We start from the raw sequence: 15,369 nt of genomic DNA on the forward strand, positions 1-15,369 counted from the left end.
GTTAGGATGGAGCACCTGCCGAATTGGCAGGTGCTCAGAAACCTTTGCCGGAGGGACGTTTACGGTTAAATCGCACGTAATTCGTTGATGAGGGTGGGATTACGTTCCAGCATTAATAAGATCTTGAGTGATGGGCCGGAAGGGATGCGGCGATCTTGCTCCCAACTTTGAACCAATGAAGCGCTTACGCCAACTACCTCAGCGAATTCGTCTTGTTTCATACCACTGGCTTCGCGCAGTGATTTGACATTGGGTACATGGTGGCGGTGTACTCGGGCAGGTTCCATCTCGCCTTTTTCAATCGCGTTCATCTGCTTGATGCTTTCCACCAAGCCTTCGAAGAGTTCTTTTTCCATAGTATGAGCCTCTGGAGAAATGCCACGCTTTCACATGGTTTTAATTCAATTTAAGTTTCCGATCAGAGATTTTAAAATAGCTTTTTCGGACTCAGAAAGATCATCTTTAGCGTTCTTAGGGTAAACCGTTAGCAGGTAAAGCCTGCCGCTACGGGAAATGGCGTAGTAGATTACCCTTACTCCTCCTTGTTTACCCATTCCAGGACGGCTCCATCGTATTTTCTTGCAGCCACCCGTTTTGCTTATTGTGTCACCATCTTCATGATGTTGAAGCAAATATGCCTGAAGCTCCCTGAAACTGTCATCATCCAGTAGCATTGCACGCTGCTTGCTAAAATATGGGGTTTCTACAAATTCTAAATAGTCCATTATTGTAACCTCCTGGTATGAATTTTACTCGTACTCAGTACGAAAGTAAACGTTAATTCGTACCGAGTACTACAATGTGAACGCTTCGGTACCCTACATAAACCCGGCACTGACCGGAGCAGCGCTGAGTTTACGTCTGGCGGACCATATGCTGAAGTCGATGCAGAAGAGTTGATGTAAGTTAGGACTGAGCACCTGCCTGGCGTGAGGTGCTCAGCAATTCTTAACGAATTTATGGGTTTTATATAAGCCATTAAATCGGTTAATGAATCATAGGGGAATCAAAATACTTTTCTGTGTAATGCTCCAATCTTCCTCAATTACTCCGCCGGTGCCTCTGCAATCCGCACCAGATGGACGATCAGCCACAGCAGCTCATCATCTGTCATCTCAACCTCCAGCATTTTCTTCACATAATCATTAATCACCAGCGCACAGCGGTGCATACGCGGGTGCTGGCGGATGATTTGTGGCAGCAAGGCATTACCCTGGCTGTGGTTGAGCTGACCGGCGAACATCCGCTGGATAAAGAACTGCATATGGATCAGAAAGCGTGAGTAATTCAGCGAGGACGTATCGATGGTGATCCAGGCGTGGTACTGGATGATATTGAAGATATCTTTCAGCATGCGCATCGCCAGCAACGTCTGGCTGGTGTCGCTGTGCTCCGACTGGCCGTTTACCAGATGAAAGGCGATATTGCCCGCCTCTTCAGGGGGCAATTCAAGCTGGAACTGACTGTTGAGTCGCGCGACCACCTGTTGCGCGAGGTTAAATTCGGCTGGCCAGAAGCGCTGTACCTCAAACAACACGCGGTTTTGCAGCATGATCCCTTTGCGGCTGCGCTCCACGGCGAACATCAGGTGGTCGGTCAGGGTAAAAAAGATTTGCGGGCGTAGCGGATGGCTCAGCCCCTGCTGCGCCATCTGCATCACCAGTGCGGTCATCTGGAAAACCTCTTCCGGCATGGCGGCGAAAGCATTCAGATACTCCGCGCCGGGCAGGTTTTCCTGCACCATAAACAACTTCTCGACTTTTTCCCGTGGGATCAGGTCGCCAACATGGCTGTTAAAACCAATGCCTTTACCCATCACAATGGCTTCTTTGCCGTCGCCATCTTCGATCAGCACCAGGCTGTTGTTCAGGACTTTAATGACCTTCATCTGCTAACGGGTGTCCTGTAATTGGTGTCCGTTACTGGCGATAACCTGCTGATACCAGTAAAAACTACGTTTGGGTATGCGCCGTAAATCGTTCAGCGTCTGCTCGTGGCGATTAACATAAATGAAACCATAGCGTTTCGCATAGCCCTGATGGGTGCTGACCACATCAATCGCTGACCAGGGGAAATAGCCGATCACTTCGACACCATCGGCCAGCGCCAGTTGAATCTGCTCAATATGCTGACGCAGAAAATCGATGCGATAGCCATCATCGACCGTACCGTCGGCGGCCAGGGTGTCGGGGGCACCGATGCCGTTTTCAGTGATCATCACCGGCAGACCATAGCGTTCGCACACCTTGCGCAGCGTTAAACGCAGTCCCACCGGATCAATCACCCAGCCATAAGGCGTTTTCGCGGTAAAGGGGTTCTCCTCCGGTCGGTACACACCGGGTTCGCCTAACATAATCTGCTGATCCCCGGCGCGTGGTGCGACATCGGAGGCATCACCCCGGCTGGCGGCGATAGTAGCAGTGGAGTAGTAGTTGATGGCGACAAAATCCGGGCGCGCGACGGCCAGTTGCGCGGCATCGTCCGGTAACATCTGAGGCGCCAGGCCGCGATCCTGTAAATAACGCAGGGCGAGGGCGTTGTAACGGCCATGCACCGCGACATCGAGAAAACTCCAGCAACGCAACGTTTCCCAGTTGTGCGCGGCAATGGCGTCCTCCGGGCGACAGGTGGCGGCGTACATTGACGTGGTGTTGATCGCCGGACCAATTTTTGCCTCGGGCAGCAACTGATGACAGCGCTGCATCACCTGTGCCTGCGCCACCAGCATGTGATGGCTTTGCTGATAGAGTGATTTTTTATCCGGCAACTCGCGCCCCGGCGGCGTACCAATCGCGCCGGGATGCAGAATCATGGTGTTCTGTTCATTAATCGTCAGCCAGAAACGCACCTTGTCGCCTAACGCGCTGAACAGCACATCGGCATAACGAACGAAGGCGTCAATGGTGTGGCGATTGAGCCAACCGCCTTTCTCTTCCAGTGCCCAGGGCAGGTCGAAATGGTACAGCGTGACGATCGGTTCAATGCCGTGTGCACACAGGGTGTCCACCAGGCGACGATAAAAGGCCAGGCCCGCCGGATTGACGTCGCCATCGCCATCAGGGATCACCCGCGACCAGGCAATGGAGAAGCGATAAGCTTTCAGGCCGAGCTGCGCGAACAATGCCACATCGCTTTCCATGCGTTGATAATGGTCGCTGGCGACGGTGAAATCTGCCTTGCCTGCCGGATGGGTCAACATATCCACCACTGACGGGCCTTTGCCGTCGCTGTCCCAACTGCCTTCCACCTGATAGGCCGAGGTGGAGGCTCCCCACAGAAAGCCGTCTGGAAATGAGGCTTGCGTCTGATAAATCATGCGGCCTGCTCCCTGATACTGAGTTCCATAATCGGCTGACCGAAATCGACCGGTGCTGCTGCGGCTGTGGTGATGGCATATTCATCGCTGTTAATCACTACTACCGGCGTGATCAGGTCGTAACCGGCGGCGGCAATCGCTGCCAGATCGAAACGCACCAGCTCATCGCCCGCCTGAACGTCGTCACCCACCTGCAAGGACGAACTGAAATGCTGGCCGCCCAGCGCCACGGTATCGAGTCCGATATGTACTAAAACCTCCATACCGTCGTCGCTCATCAGGCCAACGGCATGACAGGAGGGCAGGAACGTCATCACTTTGCCGCTCACCGGGGCTCGCAACACCCCCTCTTCAGGACGGATAGCCACGCCCTGACCCAGCAGACCGTTGGAGAACACATCATCTTTGACTTCAGCTAACGGCACCATCTCACCGCGCAGCGGGCTGATAATGGTGCCAGGCTTAAGGTTCACCGGAGCCGGAGCGGTTTTCAGGGGCGGGGTGTCAGCATCAGGAATATCGTCGAAGCCGAGGATCCAGGTCAGCGCGAAGGTGACGACAATCGCAATCACACAGGTGATCAAGGCGTGCACGATGTTCATCGGGTTGGCGCCGATGAAGGCAGGCAGGGCGGCCAGTCCGGGGGAGACGAACGCATAACGCACCAGGCCACTTAACCCGGCATAGATACCGGCACAGCCGCCACCGATCATCGCGGCGATAAGCGGTCGTTTTAACTTAAGGGTCACGCCATACAGAGAAGGTTCGGTAATCCCTAACAACGCGGTGAAACCAGCGGAAGACGCGAGCTGACGCAGGTTTTTATTACGGGTTTTCAGCGCCACACAAAGGGTTGCTGCACCCTGAGCGATGTTGGACGCCAGCATGCCGGGGCCGTTGATCATCTCAAAACCGTTCTTGCTCAACTGACCGGTGGCAATCGGCGTCATCGCCCAGGCGGTGCCGGTGATCACCAGGAAAGGTTGCAGTCCACCCATCAGCATCGGGATCAGCCAGCTGGCATGGCGGTCAATAATCACGGCACCGGCAGCGACGATATCGTTCAACCAGATACCCAGCGGGCCGACCACCACCAGCGCCAGCGGTGCTGTCACCAGCAAAATAATCATCGGTTTGACGAAGAACTTGATGATGGAAGGTGAAACGCGTTCGGCAAAGCGTTCGATGTACGACATCAACCAGACGGTAAGGATGATGGGTAGCACCGAACCGGCATAATCGGCCAGCTGGAACGGCAGACCGAGGAAATCCACCGGTTTGCCGCTGGCGAGCATTTTGCCAATGTCCGGATGCAGCAGCGCTCCGGCAATGGTCATCGCCAGAATCGCGTTACATTCGAATTTCAACGCAGCGCCATAGGCAAGCAGTACCGGCAGGAAGAAAAACGCCGCATCGGAGATGATATTCAGCAATTGCCAGGTTGGGCTGCTCTCGTTCATCACGCCGGTCAGTTTGCAGATCGCCAGTAATGCCTTAATCATCCCGGCCCCGGTAATCGCTGGGATCACCGGGGTGAAGGTGGTGGAGATCACGCTGATGATTTGAGAAATGATACCGCCACGCTCTTGTTTGGCCTGGGGCGTTACTGTGGTTTTGTTGCCGCTGGTGGCTTTTTCCAGCACGCGGAACACCCGTTGTACGTCATTACCCACCACAATCTGGAACTGTCCGCCGCGTTCGACCACGCTGATCACGCCGGGTAATTTTTCAATCTGCTCGCTATTCACGGCGGCACGATCGTTAAACTCCATGCGCAGCCGGGTGGCGCAGTGTGTCAGGGTACGAATGTTACCGCCCCCATTCACCAGACGCAGGATTTCATCAGCTAACTCGTTATGACTCATCATTTTCCCTTTTCGTTAAGGCAAAAAAAAAGACCAAAACAAAAATGCACTCCAGATAAGACTGGAGCAGGCATTTTTATTTTGGTCTTGCCTGCCGAAGCAGTAGCACGCCGCAATAAAACGTATGTGGATGTTGCGCCGGGAGTATTCAGTACGCCCGCCAACATTGGCAATAACTAATAATAAAAATTGTGAAGCGGCGCAATCATTTCTCGATGGGGGCGTGTGGGACTATGGTGTTAAACAAGCGTTAACCATATGAGAATTTTATTGTTACAGTGGTGAAAGGCTGGCGGGGGGTGAAGTTTGCCGCTGCAAAGGAGATACAGGTAATAGGAAAATCGTTTCTCCAATGTTGTTCCTGGTTTGTCAGCGATTTGGGTTCACCATCTTCACCAGCGCCAGATCCTTATCCAGCAGATACGGGCGCAGATAGCCCACCGTATTCGACAACAACAACACATCCTGATGCAGCCTGATATGCAGCACCTGTTCGACATAGCGTCGCCGCACCTGCATCCGCTGCCAGACTTCCGGGTAACTCGCGGCAATCTCCTGTTGCAGCTGCACATCGGCCAGCGCCACCGTATCTTCGATGCTACATCCACCGTAGCCCGGCACCGAGGGGATGATATCGATCTGCAATAACATGCCACTGCCCAGTACCGCGGTGGATCCTGCACTGACAGGTGAACAGAGCCACTCTTCATCGGCAACCAGATGGCCCGGATTCAGATGCCAGTGCCAGGTCTCCTTCGGCAACACGTTTTCCACTGTCTGATAGAGTTCGCCGCCGGTGATGCCGCATTTGAGACTTTCCAGCCAGGTGACGACCGTGTGGTAGTAAGGCTCCGCCACACGCGTGAGATAATCCGCTACCTCCACGGGGAGATCGCTGGCAGAGGCGGCAATATACGCTGCCCTGCTGCTCAGTCCCCCTTTGTAGCCGACCGTCAGGGAAAACCGGTCGCCCAGCGCAATCAGTTTGTCGCGGGGATAAAGGGTGGCATGGGAGAAACGATCGCCGGTGGCGGCGATGCTGATCACGGTATTAGGCTGTCCCGCCGCCGCCAGCCGTTGCCCAATGGTTTTTTCGCTTTGGCCGATTTCAACAGCATTCAGCGCGCCGAGCAGGCTGCCCGACGCCAGATTGGCACCGTATTCATAGAACGCCACTTCCGCCGCGCTGTTACGGATGCGCACCCCGTCATGTGGGGAGATAAACAACCCGGTCGCGTTGCTGACATGCTGTTTGCCACCGGAGGCCTGAAACACGGCGTCCGCGACAAATGCCGGGACATCAAACATTGCGAGATCGGCGAACAATTTCCAGCCGACGATCCCGCTGCGACTCGTTGTGCCAATACCACAGCTTTCCAGCAGCTTGTGTAGCGGTTGGTCGCCGTCCATTGGTTGATTCGGCAGGGAGAATACCGGGGCGTGCAGGCAGTTGCCGGGGTTGCGGGCAAAGGGCACCAGCTTGAGATTTTCATTGCCCATGATGTAGTTGAGGAGGCCGTCCGCGCTAACTACCAACAGCGCTTCCTCAAAACGTGGGATAAAACCGGCTAGATACTCAAAGTTGCCGCCATGTTCTTTATCGGCGTAGATGACCAGATAATCCAGTCCTCGTGTATTCATCCGCTCCAGCAGGTTCGCCAGACGCTGGTGCATCACAGCATCCGGGATAACCACGGAAGTCGCATCCTGAAATGTCGCTGGGGCCGGTATGCTGGTGAGCCTGTAATGTTGCTGCTGCGTCATGATCCGTCTCCTCAAACCTGTGGTTTCAGCGTGGAATGATCAAGTTTCCGCGCAGCGTATAACAACCCAACATGTCTTGCGTCTTTCTGGTCAGCCAGCCAACAATTCTGGCGGCCATCGCATCCAGTGAATACTCAATTGCCGGGATGGTGGGAACACCAGGTAAATGCACCGAACCCGCCAGGCTGAACACCATGATGTCACCCGGCACGGATTTATTAAAGGCCTGTAACTGGGTGATGACCTGTTGTGCTTCCTGATCGTTGGCCGTCAACAACGCATTAAAATTCAAGGTGCTGGCATTGTTGAGTAGCACCTGTAGGGCGACCGATGATGAGGGCGCATCCATAAACACCAGATTACGATTATAGGGCAGAAGGTTATTTTCCAGCGCGAGTTTATAACCGCCAAGTACCTGCTCGCCGGCGCTGCCGACCTCAGGGTAGATCAACGCAATCTGACGCTTACCTTGGCTGATCAGATAGTTACAGGCAGTCTCAGCGGCAAAAGCGTGGTCAAACTGGATGCTGTTGGGCCAGTCAGTTTCGGCACAATCGACAAGGATCACATTATCATCCAGGATATCGAGTGGGAAGCGTGCGCCAATGATCAGCACGTCATCGCACAACCCACAGCTCAGTTCATCGAGCGCATGTAACACATCGGCTTTGTTGTTGGCGAAGCGCAACAGGAGATGTTTCTGGTGCTGGCTGAGTTGTTTTTCCAGTGCATACAGGTAGCCCGTGGTTTGGTTGATGTTTTCCTGGGCGCAGATGACGCCAATACAACCGGTTGACTGGCTGAAGAGTGACTGAGCAATAACGTTAGGTCGATATTTGAGTTCTTCAACCGCTTTCAGCACTGCCTGACGGCTGGCTTCCTTTACCCCGCGCGAACCACTCAACACCCGAGAAACCGTGGCTTTTGACACCCCGGCTAAGCGCGATACATCGTTGATCGTAGACATCTTTCTCCCCGGAAACCCTGAGTAAACTTTAGCCAACAGAAGTATAGCGACTTCCCTTATGCTTGGAAACCGGATTTCCATTTTCGCTCAAATTCACCATCCTCCGTAGCGGCGCGATTTATCGCGCGTCTTTTTGGCATAGTTAAATATCGCGCGATAAATCGCGCCGCTGCGGTTGAAATTATGAGGTTTTGTGATGCAATTCTAATAAAAAAACCGCCGATTTATCAGAAATTGATGCAGGTCACACTTCCCTTAACCTTTCATGGAAACCGGTTTCCGTATGATATCCAATCGTAACCACATTGAGGCATATCTTTGAAGGATGGATGGCGATGATCAGGATTATGTTGTGTTGTTCGGCGGGGATGTCTACCAGCATGCTGGTACGCAAGATGAAAGAAGTGGCGCAGGAACGAGGCCTGGCTGTCGAGATTGATGCGTATGGCGTGACCGAATTTGACGAGCAGTTTGCGCGTTATCAGGTCGTGTTACTGGGTCCGCAGGTGAAATACATGCTGAAAACGCTGGCGGACAAAGCGGCAAGCGCCGGAATCCCCGTCCAGCCGATCGAAATGATGGACTACGGTATGCAGCGCGGTGACAAGGTGCTGGATTACGCTCTTGCGCTTATTGAGGCGGCTCACTAAAAAGGTGAAGGTATGAGTTCGTTATATCAGTCGATGATTGGCGTGATCGAAAAAGCGATCACGCCACTGGCCGGACGTCTCGGGCAACAGAAATACATCATAGCGATCCGCGACGGCTTTACCGCTGCGCTGCCGTTTATGATTATCGGTTCTTTCATGCTGGTATTTATCTTTCCGCCGTTCTCGGCCACCACCACCAACGGCTTTGCCCGTGCCTGGCTGGATTTCTCCGCGACCTATCGTGAACAGCTGATGCTGCCGTTTTACCTCAGCATGGGCGTCATGACCTTTTTTATCTCGGTGGGGATTGGCGCAAGCCTCGGACGGCAGTTCTCGCTCGATCCGGTGATGTCGGGATTGCTGGCCTTTATGGCGTTCCTGCTGGTGGCCGCGCCTTACTCCAACGGGACCATCTCCACAGCCTATCTTTCGGGTCAGGGGATTTTTACCGCGTTGATCACCGCAATTTATTCGACGCGTGTTTATGCCTGGCTGAAGCAAAACAACATCACCATCCGTTTGCCCAAAGAAGTGCCCACCGGCGTGGCGCGTTCCTTTGAAATCCTGATCCCGGTAGTGGTGATCATTGGCACCCTGCATCCGCTGAATCTATTTGTCCAGGCGCAGACCGGGATGATTATCCCCGAAGCGATTATGCACCTGCTTGAGCCGCTGGTGTCCGCGTCTGATTCACTACCCGCGATCTTGCTGTCGGTGCTGCTTTGCCAGTTGTTCTGGTTTGCCGGTATTCATGGTGCGTTGATCGTCACCGGGATTATGAACCCGTTCTGGATGGCCAACCTCTCGGCCAACCAGGCGGCGCTGGCGGCAGGCACCGCGTTGCCGCATATCTATCTGCAGGGGTTTTGGGATCACTACCTGTTGATTGGCGGTGTGGGTTCCACCTTACCACTGGCTTTCCTGCTGTTGCGCAGCCGTGCCACCCATCTGCGTACCATTGGCAAGATGGGCATCGTACCGAGTTTCTTCAACATCAATGAACCGATTATGTTCGGTGCGCCGATCATTATGAATCCGATGATGTTTATCCCGTTTGTCTGCGTGCCGATGGTTAACGCCATCCTTGCATGGACCGCTACCAAAATGGGTTGGCTGGCCCAGGTGGTGTCGCTCACGCCCTGGACCACACCGGCCCCGATTGGTGCCTCCTGGGCCGCTAACTGGGCGATCAGTCCGGTGGTGATGTGTCTGATTTGCATGGTGATGTCAGCCCTGATGTACCTGCCTTTCCTGCGTGCCTATGAGCGTTCTCTGATGAAAACCGAAGAACAAAAAGCGCAGGAGCAGTCGGCAAAAACTCAATCCGGAGAGAAACGTAATGAAGTATCAGTTTCCTGAGAATTTTTGGTGGGGCAGCGCCAGTTCGGCCCTGCAAACCGAAGGTGCCAGCCGCACGGGCGGAAAAAGTGCCACTACCTGGGACCATTGGTTTGCACAGCAGCCGTGGCGTTTTCATCAGCAGGTGGGGCCTCAGCACACCTCGACCTTTTACCAGCATTGGCAACAGGATATCGCGTTACTTAAACAGCTAAACCACAACAGTTTTCGTACCTCGATCAGTTGGTCGCGATTAATACCGGATGGCACTGGTGAGGTGAATCCTGACGCGGTGGCTTTTTACAACCGGGTGATTGATGAGTTACTGGCGCAGGGCATCACGCCATTCCTCACTCTGTTTCATTTCGATATGCCGCTGGCGATGCAGGAGAAAGGCGGCTGGGAGAGCCGTGAAGTAGTGACGGCCTTCGGTCGTTATGCGCAGGTGTGCTTTGACCTGTTTGGCGATCGGGTGTTGCATTGGTTCACCTTCAACGAGCCGATTGTGCCGGTGGAGGGCGGGTATCTCTATGATTTTCACTATCCCAACGTGGTCGACTTCCGACGGGCGGCGACGGTGGCATATCACACCGTACTGGCACATGCTGCGGCGGTAAGTGCGTATCGCACCGGGGGCTATCGCGGTGAGATCGGCGTGATTCTTAACCTGACGCCGTCATACCCGCGTTCACAACATCCTGCCGACCTTACCGCCGCGCACCATGCGGATCTGCTGTTTAATCGCAGCTTCCTTGATCCGGTGCTACTGGGGGAATATCCGGCAGACCTGGTGGCGTTGCTGCAACAATACGATCAATTGCCTGCGTGCCAGCCGGGGGACAGCGCCCTGATCGCGGCAGGTAAAGTTGATCTGCTGGGCATCAATTACTATCAACCCCGTCGCGTCAAATGCCGTGAAAATGCCGTCAATCCGGCTGCGCCATTTATGCCTGAGTGGTTCTTTGACCATTATGAAATGCCGGGGCGCACCATGAATCCGTATCGTGGCTGGGAAATCTACCCGCCCGGCATTTATGACATTCTCACTAATCTGCGGGTGAATTACGGTAATCCACGCTGTTTTATTTCCGAGAACGGGATGGGCGTGGAAAACGAGCAGCGTTTTGCTGAAAACGGGCAGATTAACGACCAATACCGGATCGATTTTATCTCCGATCACCTGAAGTGGCTGCATAAGGGGATCACCGAAGGCAGCAACTGCCTCGGCTACCATATGTGGACTTTCATTGATAACTGGTCCTGGTGCAACGGCTACAAAAATCGCTACGGTTTTGTTCAGCTCGATCTCACCAGCCAGACACGGACAGTGAAAAAGAGTGGCGAATGGTTTGCTGCCACTGCGGCAAATAACGGTTTTGACGGGGAGCGATGATGATCGATTTAGAAGAGGCGGTGATGGAGATTATTGTTAACTCCGGTCAGGCGCGCAGTTTGTGCTTTGAGGCGTTGCAGGCAGCGAGGGAAGGGCATCTCGATCAGGCGCAACAATTGTTGCAACAGTCCGACACCTTCTCCCGGCAGGCACATAAAATGCAAACTCGCCTGATTGAGCAGGACGCCGGGGAAGGTCGCCAGCCGATGACGTTGATTATGGTGCACGCACAAGATCACCTGATGACATCATTGCTGGCACGTGAGTTGTCGGCGGAGATCGTACACCTGTATCAACGTTAAACTTGCCTGGCCCAGGCGGCAGCCTTACGGAAGAGTTCATCTGAAGGCTGCACGCCGGTATACAGACGGAATTGCTCAACCGCCTGGATGGCAAACACCTCTGCGCCGCTGATCACCGTTTTATGCTGCTCACGGGCAGAGCGGATCAGCGGCGTTTGCTCCGGCAACGCCACCACATCAAACACCACCTGGGCCGCCTCAATCGTTGCGGGTGAGAATGCCAGCGTTTCCGCATCCGGGCCGCCAGCCATGCCCAGCGGCGTGGCATTGATCAACACATCCGCCGTTATCCCTTCCATGGTGTAGCGATGTTGATAGCCATTTGTCGCCGCCAATGCCTTGCCGCTCTCCTCATCTCTGGCAATGATGTAGCCGTGGTGAAATCCGTGATTTTTTAGTGCACAGGCGACGGCGCTCGCCATGCCGCCGCTGCCTTGCAGGGCAAAGGTGAGTTGCGGTGCCAGCGCGTATTTCTGTAGCAATTGTTCGATGGCGATATAGTCGGTGTTGTAGCCTTTCAGATAACCCTCGCTATTGACGATGGTGTTCACGGAATGAATAACCTCAGCAGACGGATCCAGTTCGTCAATCAATGGAATGCACGTCCGCTTAAACGGCATCGATACCCCACAACCGCGAATCCCCAACGCTTTTATTCCGCCAATCGCCGCCGTCAGATCCTGAGTGGTGAAAGCTTTATACAGATAATCGAGTTCCAGCGCCTCGTAGAGGTAATTATGGAAGCGGGTGCCAAAGTTGGTTGGCCGTGCTGCCAGCGACATACATATGCGGGTGTCTTTATTGATCATTCGGCTCATGGTGGTTCTCGTTGGTTAGATTGCCTGTGGGAAAATAGTGCGTTAAAAAGAGGAAATGAAAAATTGATGTCTTTTGCGACATAGAGTTCATCTTTTATGGCTACGCAACGCCTTGAGCAGCATTATCAAAAACTATTGACCCTGTTCCCGCAGCGTGAGGCATTGACCACATTACAAACGCTTGCCGACGCGTTGTATTGCAGCAAACGCCATATGCGCACCTTGATCATCCAGATGCAATCCGCAGGCTGGCTGGAGTGGCATGCCCGCCCCGGTCGCGGGCATCTGGCAAAACTGGTGCTGCGCTATTCGCAACAGGAACTGATGCTGGCAAAGGCAGAACGCCTGTTAGATCTGAATGATATGCACTGCGTCCTTAAGTTGTTAGGCGATGAGAAACATCATCTGGCCGCGCTCTTGCGTGGGCGGCTGGGCTATAGCGTGCATGATGAGCGCCAGTCACTACGTGTGCCTTATTATCGAACGTTGCAAAATCTTTACCCCGGAACGCCATTGCGGCGCACTGAAATTCATCTTATCCGGCAGATATTCAGCGGTCTGACGCGCATTGATGAACAGAGCGGGGAAGTGGAGCAGGATGTCGCGCATCGCTGGCGCAGGCTCGATGCGTTGCACTGGCGCTTCTATCTGCGTCCTGGGGTGCTATTTCATGATGGTACGGCGTTAACCGGCCGCGATGTGGTGGCTTCTCTTACCCGCAGCGCACAATCACCGCTTTTTTCTCATCTTATAAGCATCCAGGCGCAGGGTGATCTAAGTGTCGTGATCACGCTGAGCCACGCGGATGAATTACTGCCACAGCTGCTGGCCGATGCTGCCGCCTTGATCCTGCCCGCCGACCATCAACAGCGGTCGCATTTTGCGTCGCATCCTGTGGGTTCCGGTCCTTACCAGATCGTAGAAAACAATGAATGGCACTTGCGCCTGACGGCGTTTGATCGCTACTTCGGTTTCAGAAGCCTGTTGGATGAAATTGATATTATCACCTGTCTGGGACCGGCCCCCTCCGACCGACCTGCCGCGTTGCTAAGTTCCGGGATGAGCGATATCGCGTATGTTGCCGCACAGGGGCAACAATTTTCCGCCTCTGCGGATGACCCGGTGCTGGAGCGAGGCGGCTATTTTTTGTTATGCGACAGCCGTTCCCCGCTGTGGCAAAACATTGCCCATCGCCGCTGGATACGCGCGCAATTAACGCCGGAAGCCATCAGGCAGCAAATGCCGGAAGCCGTTCGTCAGTTGTGGCTACCGGCAGGGAGCCTGCTATCTGACTGGTCACATCATATTGACGAAGGGGAGATATGCCAGCCCGATGTGCAACGTTTGCGGCTGGCGTACCATCACCAACATTACGAATTTCCGATGTTGATAAGTGCATGCCAGCAGATTCTGGCAGCCAGCGGCGTTGCGGTTGAGGCAATAGAAATGTCTTATGAAACCTGGGCTGCCGGAGAAGGTGAGGCTGATTTGTGGTTAGGCACGGTGAATTTTACTTTGCCGGAAGCGTGGAATGTCGGTGCCTGGCTAACCGGCATGCCCTTATTAAAAACCTCGATTTCTGGCGGCGACGAAGACTTATTTACCCACTGGCAGCAGCAATGGCGTGCAGGAGAGTTTTCTGCACAGCAACTGACGGAAAACATCATCAGGGAAGGATGGTTACAGCCGTTGTTTCATCACTGGATGCGTTTGCAAGGACCAGTGCAGGCGCAGGGGATGCATTTTAATAATCTGGGCTGGTTCGACTTTAGTTCAACCTGGATTGAGCCGTTGGACGCGTGATTGGTGGGCAGCCTGAGCTCCGCTGGTGCAAACACATTGATTGAAAACTGTTTTTGCCATAATTCCGGGCTGGCATTATCCACACGAGCTTGTTCGGAGATGGCCGCAGAATGCACCAGCACGTTGATAGCGGGCAGTGAGTCAATAAAACGCTGCTGCGCGTTAAAATCCAGTAAATCAATTTTCACTGCTTCGACGTTTTGCAGTGAACGTAATTCATCCAGTGCCGCGTTATTACGTCCTAAGGCGTAGACATGATGGTCACGTGCAAGGTTATGGACAATGGCTAAACCGATGCCGCTGGTGCCGCCGGTGACAATGGCGACCGGCAAATTAGGAGAATGGCTCATGGTGAATTCCTGTGCGTAAATATGGGCCAATCATCCTGACATAACCGGAGATCGTCAGTTATATGAATAGCTAATATCCACATCCACGCTGTTCATATGGGGCGGGTTAGCGCAGCTGACTGTCCTTGCTGCCACGACGGTTGTAACCGCTATGGCTCGCCTCGCGTTTATCTCTCTCGCTCTGGCATTTGACGCAATAACGGACACCGGGCAATGCCAGTCGTCGCGCTTCAGGGATCGGCTCGCCACATTCATCGCAATAGTGGGCACTTTCCCCCTGGCCGAGGTGACTCCGCGCCCTGGCGACTGCATCATCCACGGTGGCGTCAATCTGATCCTGTACCGCACCATCACCAGACCAACCGCTAGCCATATGCTATCTCCTCTGTCTCAGTTAACCTTTAAAGAGTAAAGTTAAACGTCAATATTTGAGAAATCGTACGTTGCTATTTTTAAGGTGACCGTGATGATCAAACCAAAAATCAATAACAGGTTGGACGAAGATATTTGTGTGCATATTTTCATGGCTTCGTCCGCGATGGTCGGCGTTTGCCTCACGGTCATCGGTATTTTTCAGGTTGTGACAACCTTAAGGCGTGAAAACACGCTGGGTGATGATCTGCTCGCCATCAACGCCATTCTTTATCTGGCGACCACCATTATGTCCTACATGGCGCTCCGCACCCGCAATCAGCGTCGTAATCACCGGCTGGAAAAAATGGTGGATATTCTATTTCTGGTCGCACTAACCTTCACCACGGTGGTCGCCGGGGTGATCACCTGGGCCATGACGTTTACCTGAA

The 15,369-nt window shown here is 53.7% G+C and carries 16 protein-coding genes; 6 read left to right on the forward strand and 10 right to left on the reverse strand.

The window, feature by feature from the left end; genetic code table 11:
• Positions 1 to 65 precede the first annotated feature (65 nt).
• The 7 genes from nadS to AC6I8W_RS27035 form a co-directional block, all read right to left on the reverse strand.
• Positions 66 to 356 carry a NadS family protein gene (gene nadS / locus AC6I8W_RS27005; protein WP_497839629.1) on the reverse strand — a complete coding sequence of 97 codons (291 nt, stop codon included), beginning with the start codon at positions 354 to 356 and terminating at the stop codon, positions 66 to 68.
• A gap of 45 nt (positions 357 to 401) precedes the next feature.
• Positions 402 to 725 carry a type II toxin-antitoxin system RelE/ParE family toxin gene (locus AC6I8W_RS27010; RefSeq protein ID WP_497839630.1) on the reverse strand — a complete coding sequence of 108 codons (324 nt, stop codon included), beginning with the start codon at positions 723 to 725 and terminating at the stop codon, positions 402 to 404.
• A gap of 320 nt (positions 726 to 1,045) precedes the next feature.
• The gene (locus AC6I8W_RS27015) at positions 1,046 to 1,888 is read right to left on the reverse strand and encodes a PRD domain-containing protein (protein WP_497839631.1); all 843 of its coding nucleotides are present in this window, start codon (positions 1,886 to 1,888) and stop codon (positions 1,046 to 1,048) included.
• A 3-nt stretch (positions 1,889 to 1,891) separates the two neighbouring features.
• On the reverse strand, positions 1,892 to 3,316 hold the full coding sequence (locus AC6I8W_RS27020; RefSeq protein WP_497839632.1) for a glycoside hydrolase family 1 protein: 1,425 nt from the start codon (positions 3,314 to 3,316) through the stop codon (positions 1,892 to 1,894).
• Entirely contained in the window at positions 3,313 to 5,181 is a 1,869-nt protein-coding gene (locus tag AC6I8W_RS27025; RefSeq protein ID WP_497839705.1) for a beta-glucoside-specific PTS transporter subunit IIABC, read from the reverse strand. Before AC6I8W_RS27025 ends, AC6I8W_RS27020 begins: the two co-directional genes overlap by 4 nt.
• Before the next feature lie 369 nt (positions 5,182 to 5,550).
• The gene (locus AC6I8W_RS27030) at positions 5,551 to 6,945 is read right to left on the reverse strand and encodes a M24 family metallopeptidase (protein WP_497839633.1); all 1,395 of its coding nucleotides are present in this window, start codon (positions 6,943 to 6,945) and stop codon (positions 5,551 to 5,553) included.
• A gap of 25 nt (positions 6,946 to 6,970) precedes the next feature.
• Complete coding sequence (locus AC6I8W_RS27035; RefSeq protein ID WP_497839634.1) at positions 6,971 to 7,912, reverse strand: LacI family DNA-binding transcriptional regulator; 942 nt, start codon at positions 7,910 to 7,912, stop codon at positions 6,971 to 6,973.
• A gap of 335 nt (positions 7,913 to 8,247) precedes the next feature.
• On the opposite strand from AC6I8W_RS27035, the gene AC6I8W_RS27040 reads away from it, so the two are divergent.
• The 4 genes from AC6I8W_RS27040 to AC6I8W_RS27055 are packed head-to-tail and all read left to right on the forward strand — an operon-like array spanning position 8,248 to position 11,595.
• Positions 8,248 to 8,562 (forward strand): PTS sugar transporter subunit IIB, encoded by a 315-nt coding sequence (locus AC6I8W_RS27040; protein ID WP_497839635.1) that lies wholly within the window; start codon positions 8,248 to 8,250, stop codon positions 8,560 to 8,562.
• Between the two features lie 12 nt (positions 8,563 to 8,574).
• The gene (locus AC6I8W_RS27045) at positions 8,575 to 9,921 is read left to right on the forward strand and encodes a PTS sugar transporter subunit IIC (RefSeq protein WP_497839636.1); all 1,347 of its coding nucleotides are present in this window, start codon (positions 8,575 to 8,577) and stop codon (positions 9,919 to 9,921) included.
• Positions 9,902 to 11,293: a glycoside hydrolase family 1 protein gene (locus AC6I8W_RS27050; protein ID WP_497839637.1), complete on the forward strand. Its 1,392-nt coding sequence runs from the start codon at positions 9,902 to 9,904 to the stop codon at positions 11,291 to 11,293. The genes AC6I8W_RS27045 and AC6I8W_RS27050 overlap by 20 nt, the downstream gene beginning before the upstream one ends.
• Positions 11,293 to 11,595, forward strand: a complete 303-nt coding sequence (locus AC6I8W_RS27055) for a PTS lactose/cellobiose transporter subunit IIA (protein WP_497839706.1) — start codon at positions 11,293 to 11,295, stop codon at positions 11,593 to 11,595. The genes AC6I8W_RS27050 and AC6I8W_RS27055 overlap by 1 nt, the downstream gene beginning before the upstream one ends.
• On the opposite strand, the gene AC6I8W_RS27060 is transcribed toward AC6I8W_RS27055, so the two are convergent.
• Entirely contained in the window at positions 11,592 to 12,413 is an 822-nt protein-coding gene (locus tag AC6I8W_RS27060) for a shikimate 5-dehydrogenase (RefSeq protein ID WP_497839638.1), read from the reverse strand. The genes AC6I8W_RS27055 and AC6I8W_RS27060 overlap by 4 nt on opposite strands.
• A gap of 96 nt (positions 12,414 to 12,509) precedes the next feature.
• Between AC6I8W_RS27060 and sgrR the strand changes: the two genes are divergently transcribed.
• Positions 12,510 to 14,216: an HTH-type transcriptional regulator SgrR gene (sgrR, locus tag AC6I8W_RS27065; RefSeq protein ID WP_497839639.1), complete on the forward strand. Its 1,707-nt coding sequence runs from the start codon at positions 12,510 to 12,512 to the stop codon at positions 14,214 to 14,216.
• Here sgrR and AC6I8W_RS27070 read toward each other — a convergent pair.
• Both AC6I8W_RS27070 and AC6I8W_RS27075 read right to left on the reverse strand, forming a co-directional pair.
• Positions 14,111 to 14,566 carry an SDR family NAD(P)-dependent oxidoreductase gene (locus tag AC6I8W_RS27070; RefSeq protein WP_497839640.1) on the reverse strand — a complete coding sequence of 152 codons (456 nt, stop codon included), beginning with the start codon at positions 14,564 to 14,566 and terminating at the stop codon, positions 14,111 to 14,113. The two genes, sgrR and AC6I8W_RS27070, sit on opposite strands and share 106 nt — an antisense overlap.
• Before the next feature lie 106 nt (positions 14,567 to 14,672).
• A complete protein-coding gene (locus AC6I8W_RS27075) occupies positions 14,673 to 14,939 on the reverse strand; it encodes a DksA/TraR family C4-type zinc finger protein (RefSeq protein WP_497839641.1) in 267 nt (88 codons plus the stop codon).
• A gap of 93 nt (positions 14,940 to 15,032) precedes the next feature.
• On the opposite strand from AC6I8W_RS27075, the gene AC6I8W_RS27080 reads away from it, so the two are divergent.
• Positions 15,033 to 15,368 (forward strand): hypothetical protein, encoded by a 336-nt coding sequence (locus tag AC6I8W_RS27080; protein WP_497839642.1) that lies wholly within the window; start codon positions 15,033 to 15,035, stop codon positions 15,366 to 15,368.
• Position 15,369: the final 1 nt, after the last annotated feature.

The sequence above is a fragment of the Pantoea sp. X-Soil-TKNS-1211 genome (genome assembly GCF_059730495.1).

Excerpts from the sequence above, each read along its gene's own strand:
- AC6I8W_RS27060 (WP_497839638.1), bottom strand. The coding sequence starts at position 12,413 with ATGAGCCGAATGATCAATAAAGACACCCGCATATGTATGTCGCTGGCA.
- AC6I8W_RS27035 (WP_497839634.1), bottom strand. The coding sequence starts at position 7,912 with ATGTCTACGATCAACGATGTATCGCGCTTAGCCGGGGTGTCAAAAGCC.
- AC6I8W_RS27050 (WP_497839637.1), top strand. The coding sequence starts at position 9,902 with ATGAAGTATCAGTTTCCTGAGAATTTTTGGTGGGGCAGCGCCAGTTCG.
- AC6I8W_RS27020 (WP_497839632.1), bottom strand. The coding sequence starts at position 3,316 with ATGATTTATCAGACGCAAGCCTCATTTCCAGACGGCTTTCTGTGGGGA.
- AC6I8W_RS27030 (WP_497839633.1), bottom strand. The coding sequence starts at position 6,945 with ATGACGCAGCAGCAACATTACAGGCTCACCAGCATACCGGCCCCAGCG.
- AC6I8W_RS27025 (WP_497839705.1), bottom strand. The coding sequence starts at position 5,181 with ATGAGTCATAACGAGTTAGCTGATGAAATCCTGCGTCTGGTGAATGGG.
- AC6I8W_RS27070 (WP_497839640.1), bottom strand. The coding sequence starts at position 14,566 with ATGAGCCATTCTCCTAATTTGCCGGTCGCCATTGTCACCGGCGGCACC.
- AC6I8W_RS27075 (WP_497839641.1), bottom strand. The coding sequence starts at position 14,939 with ATGGCTAGCGGTTGGTCTGGTGATGGTGCGGTACAGGATCAGATTGAC.
- AC6I8W_RS27040 (WP_497839635.1), top strand. The coding sequence starts at position 8,248 with ATGATCAGGATTATGTTGTGTTGTTCGGCGGGGATGTCTACCAGCATG.
- AC6I8W_RS27015 (WP_497839631.1), bottom strand. The coding sequence starts at position 1,888 with ATGAAGGTCATTAAAGTCCTGAACAACAGCCTGGTGCTGATCGAAGAT.
- AC6I8W_RS27010 (WP_497839630.1), bottom strand. The coding sequence starts at position 725 with ATGGACTATTTAGAATTTGTAGAAACCCCATATTTTAGCAAGCAGCGT.
- nadS (WP_497839629.1), bottom strand. The coding sequence starts at position 356 with ATGGAAAAAGAACTCTTCGAAGGCTTGGTGGAAAGCATCAAGCAGATG.
- AC6I8W_RS27055 (WP_497839706.1), top strand. The coding sequence starts at position 11,293 with ATGATCGATTTAGAAGAGGCGGTGATGGAGATTATTGTTAACTCCGGT.
- AC6I8W_RS27080 (WP_497839642.1), top strand. The coding sequence starts at position 15,033 with ATGATCAAACCAAAAATCAATAACAGGTTGGACGAAGATATTTGTGTG.
- AC6I8W_RS27045 (WP_497839636.1), top strand. The coding sequence starts at position 8,575 with ATGAGTTCGTTATATCAGTCGATGATTGGCGTGATCGAAAAAGCGATC.
- sgrR (WP_497839639.1), top strand. The coding sequence starts at position 12,510 with ATGGCTACGCAACGCCTTGAGCAGCATTATCAAAAACTATTGACCCTG.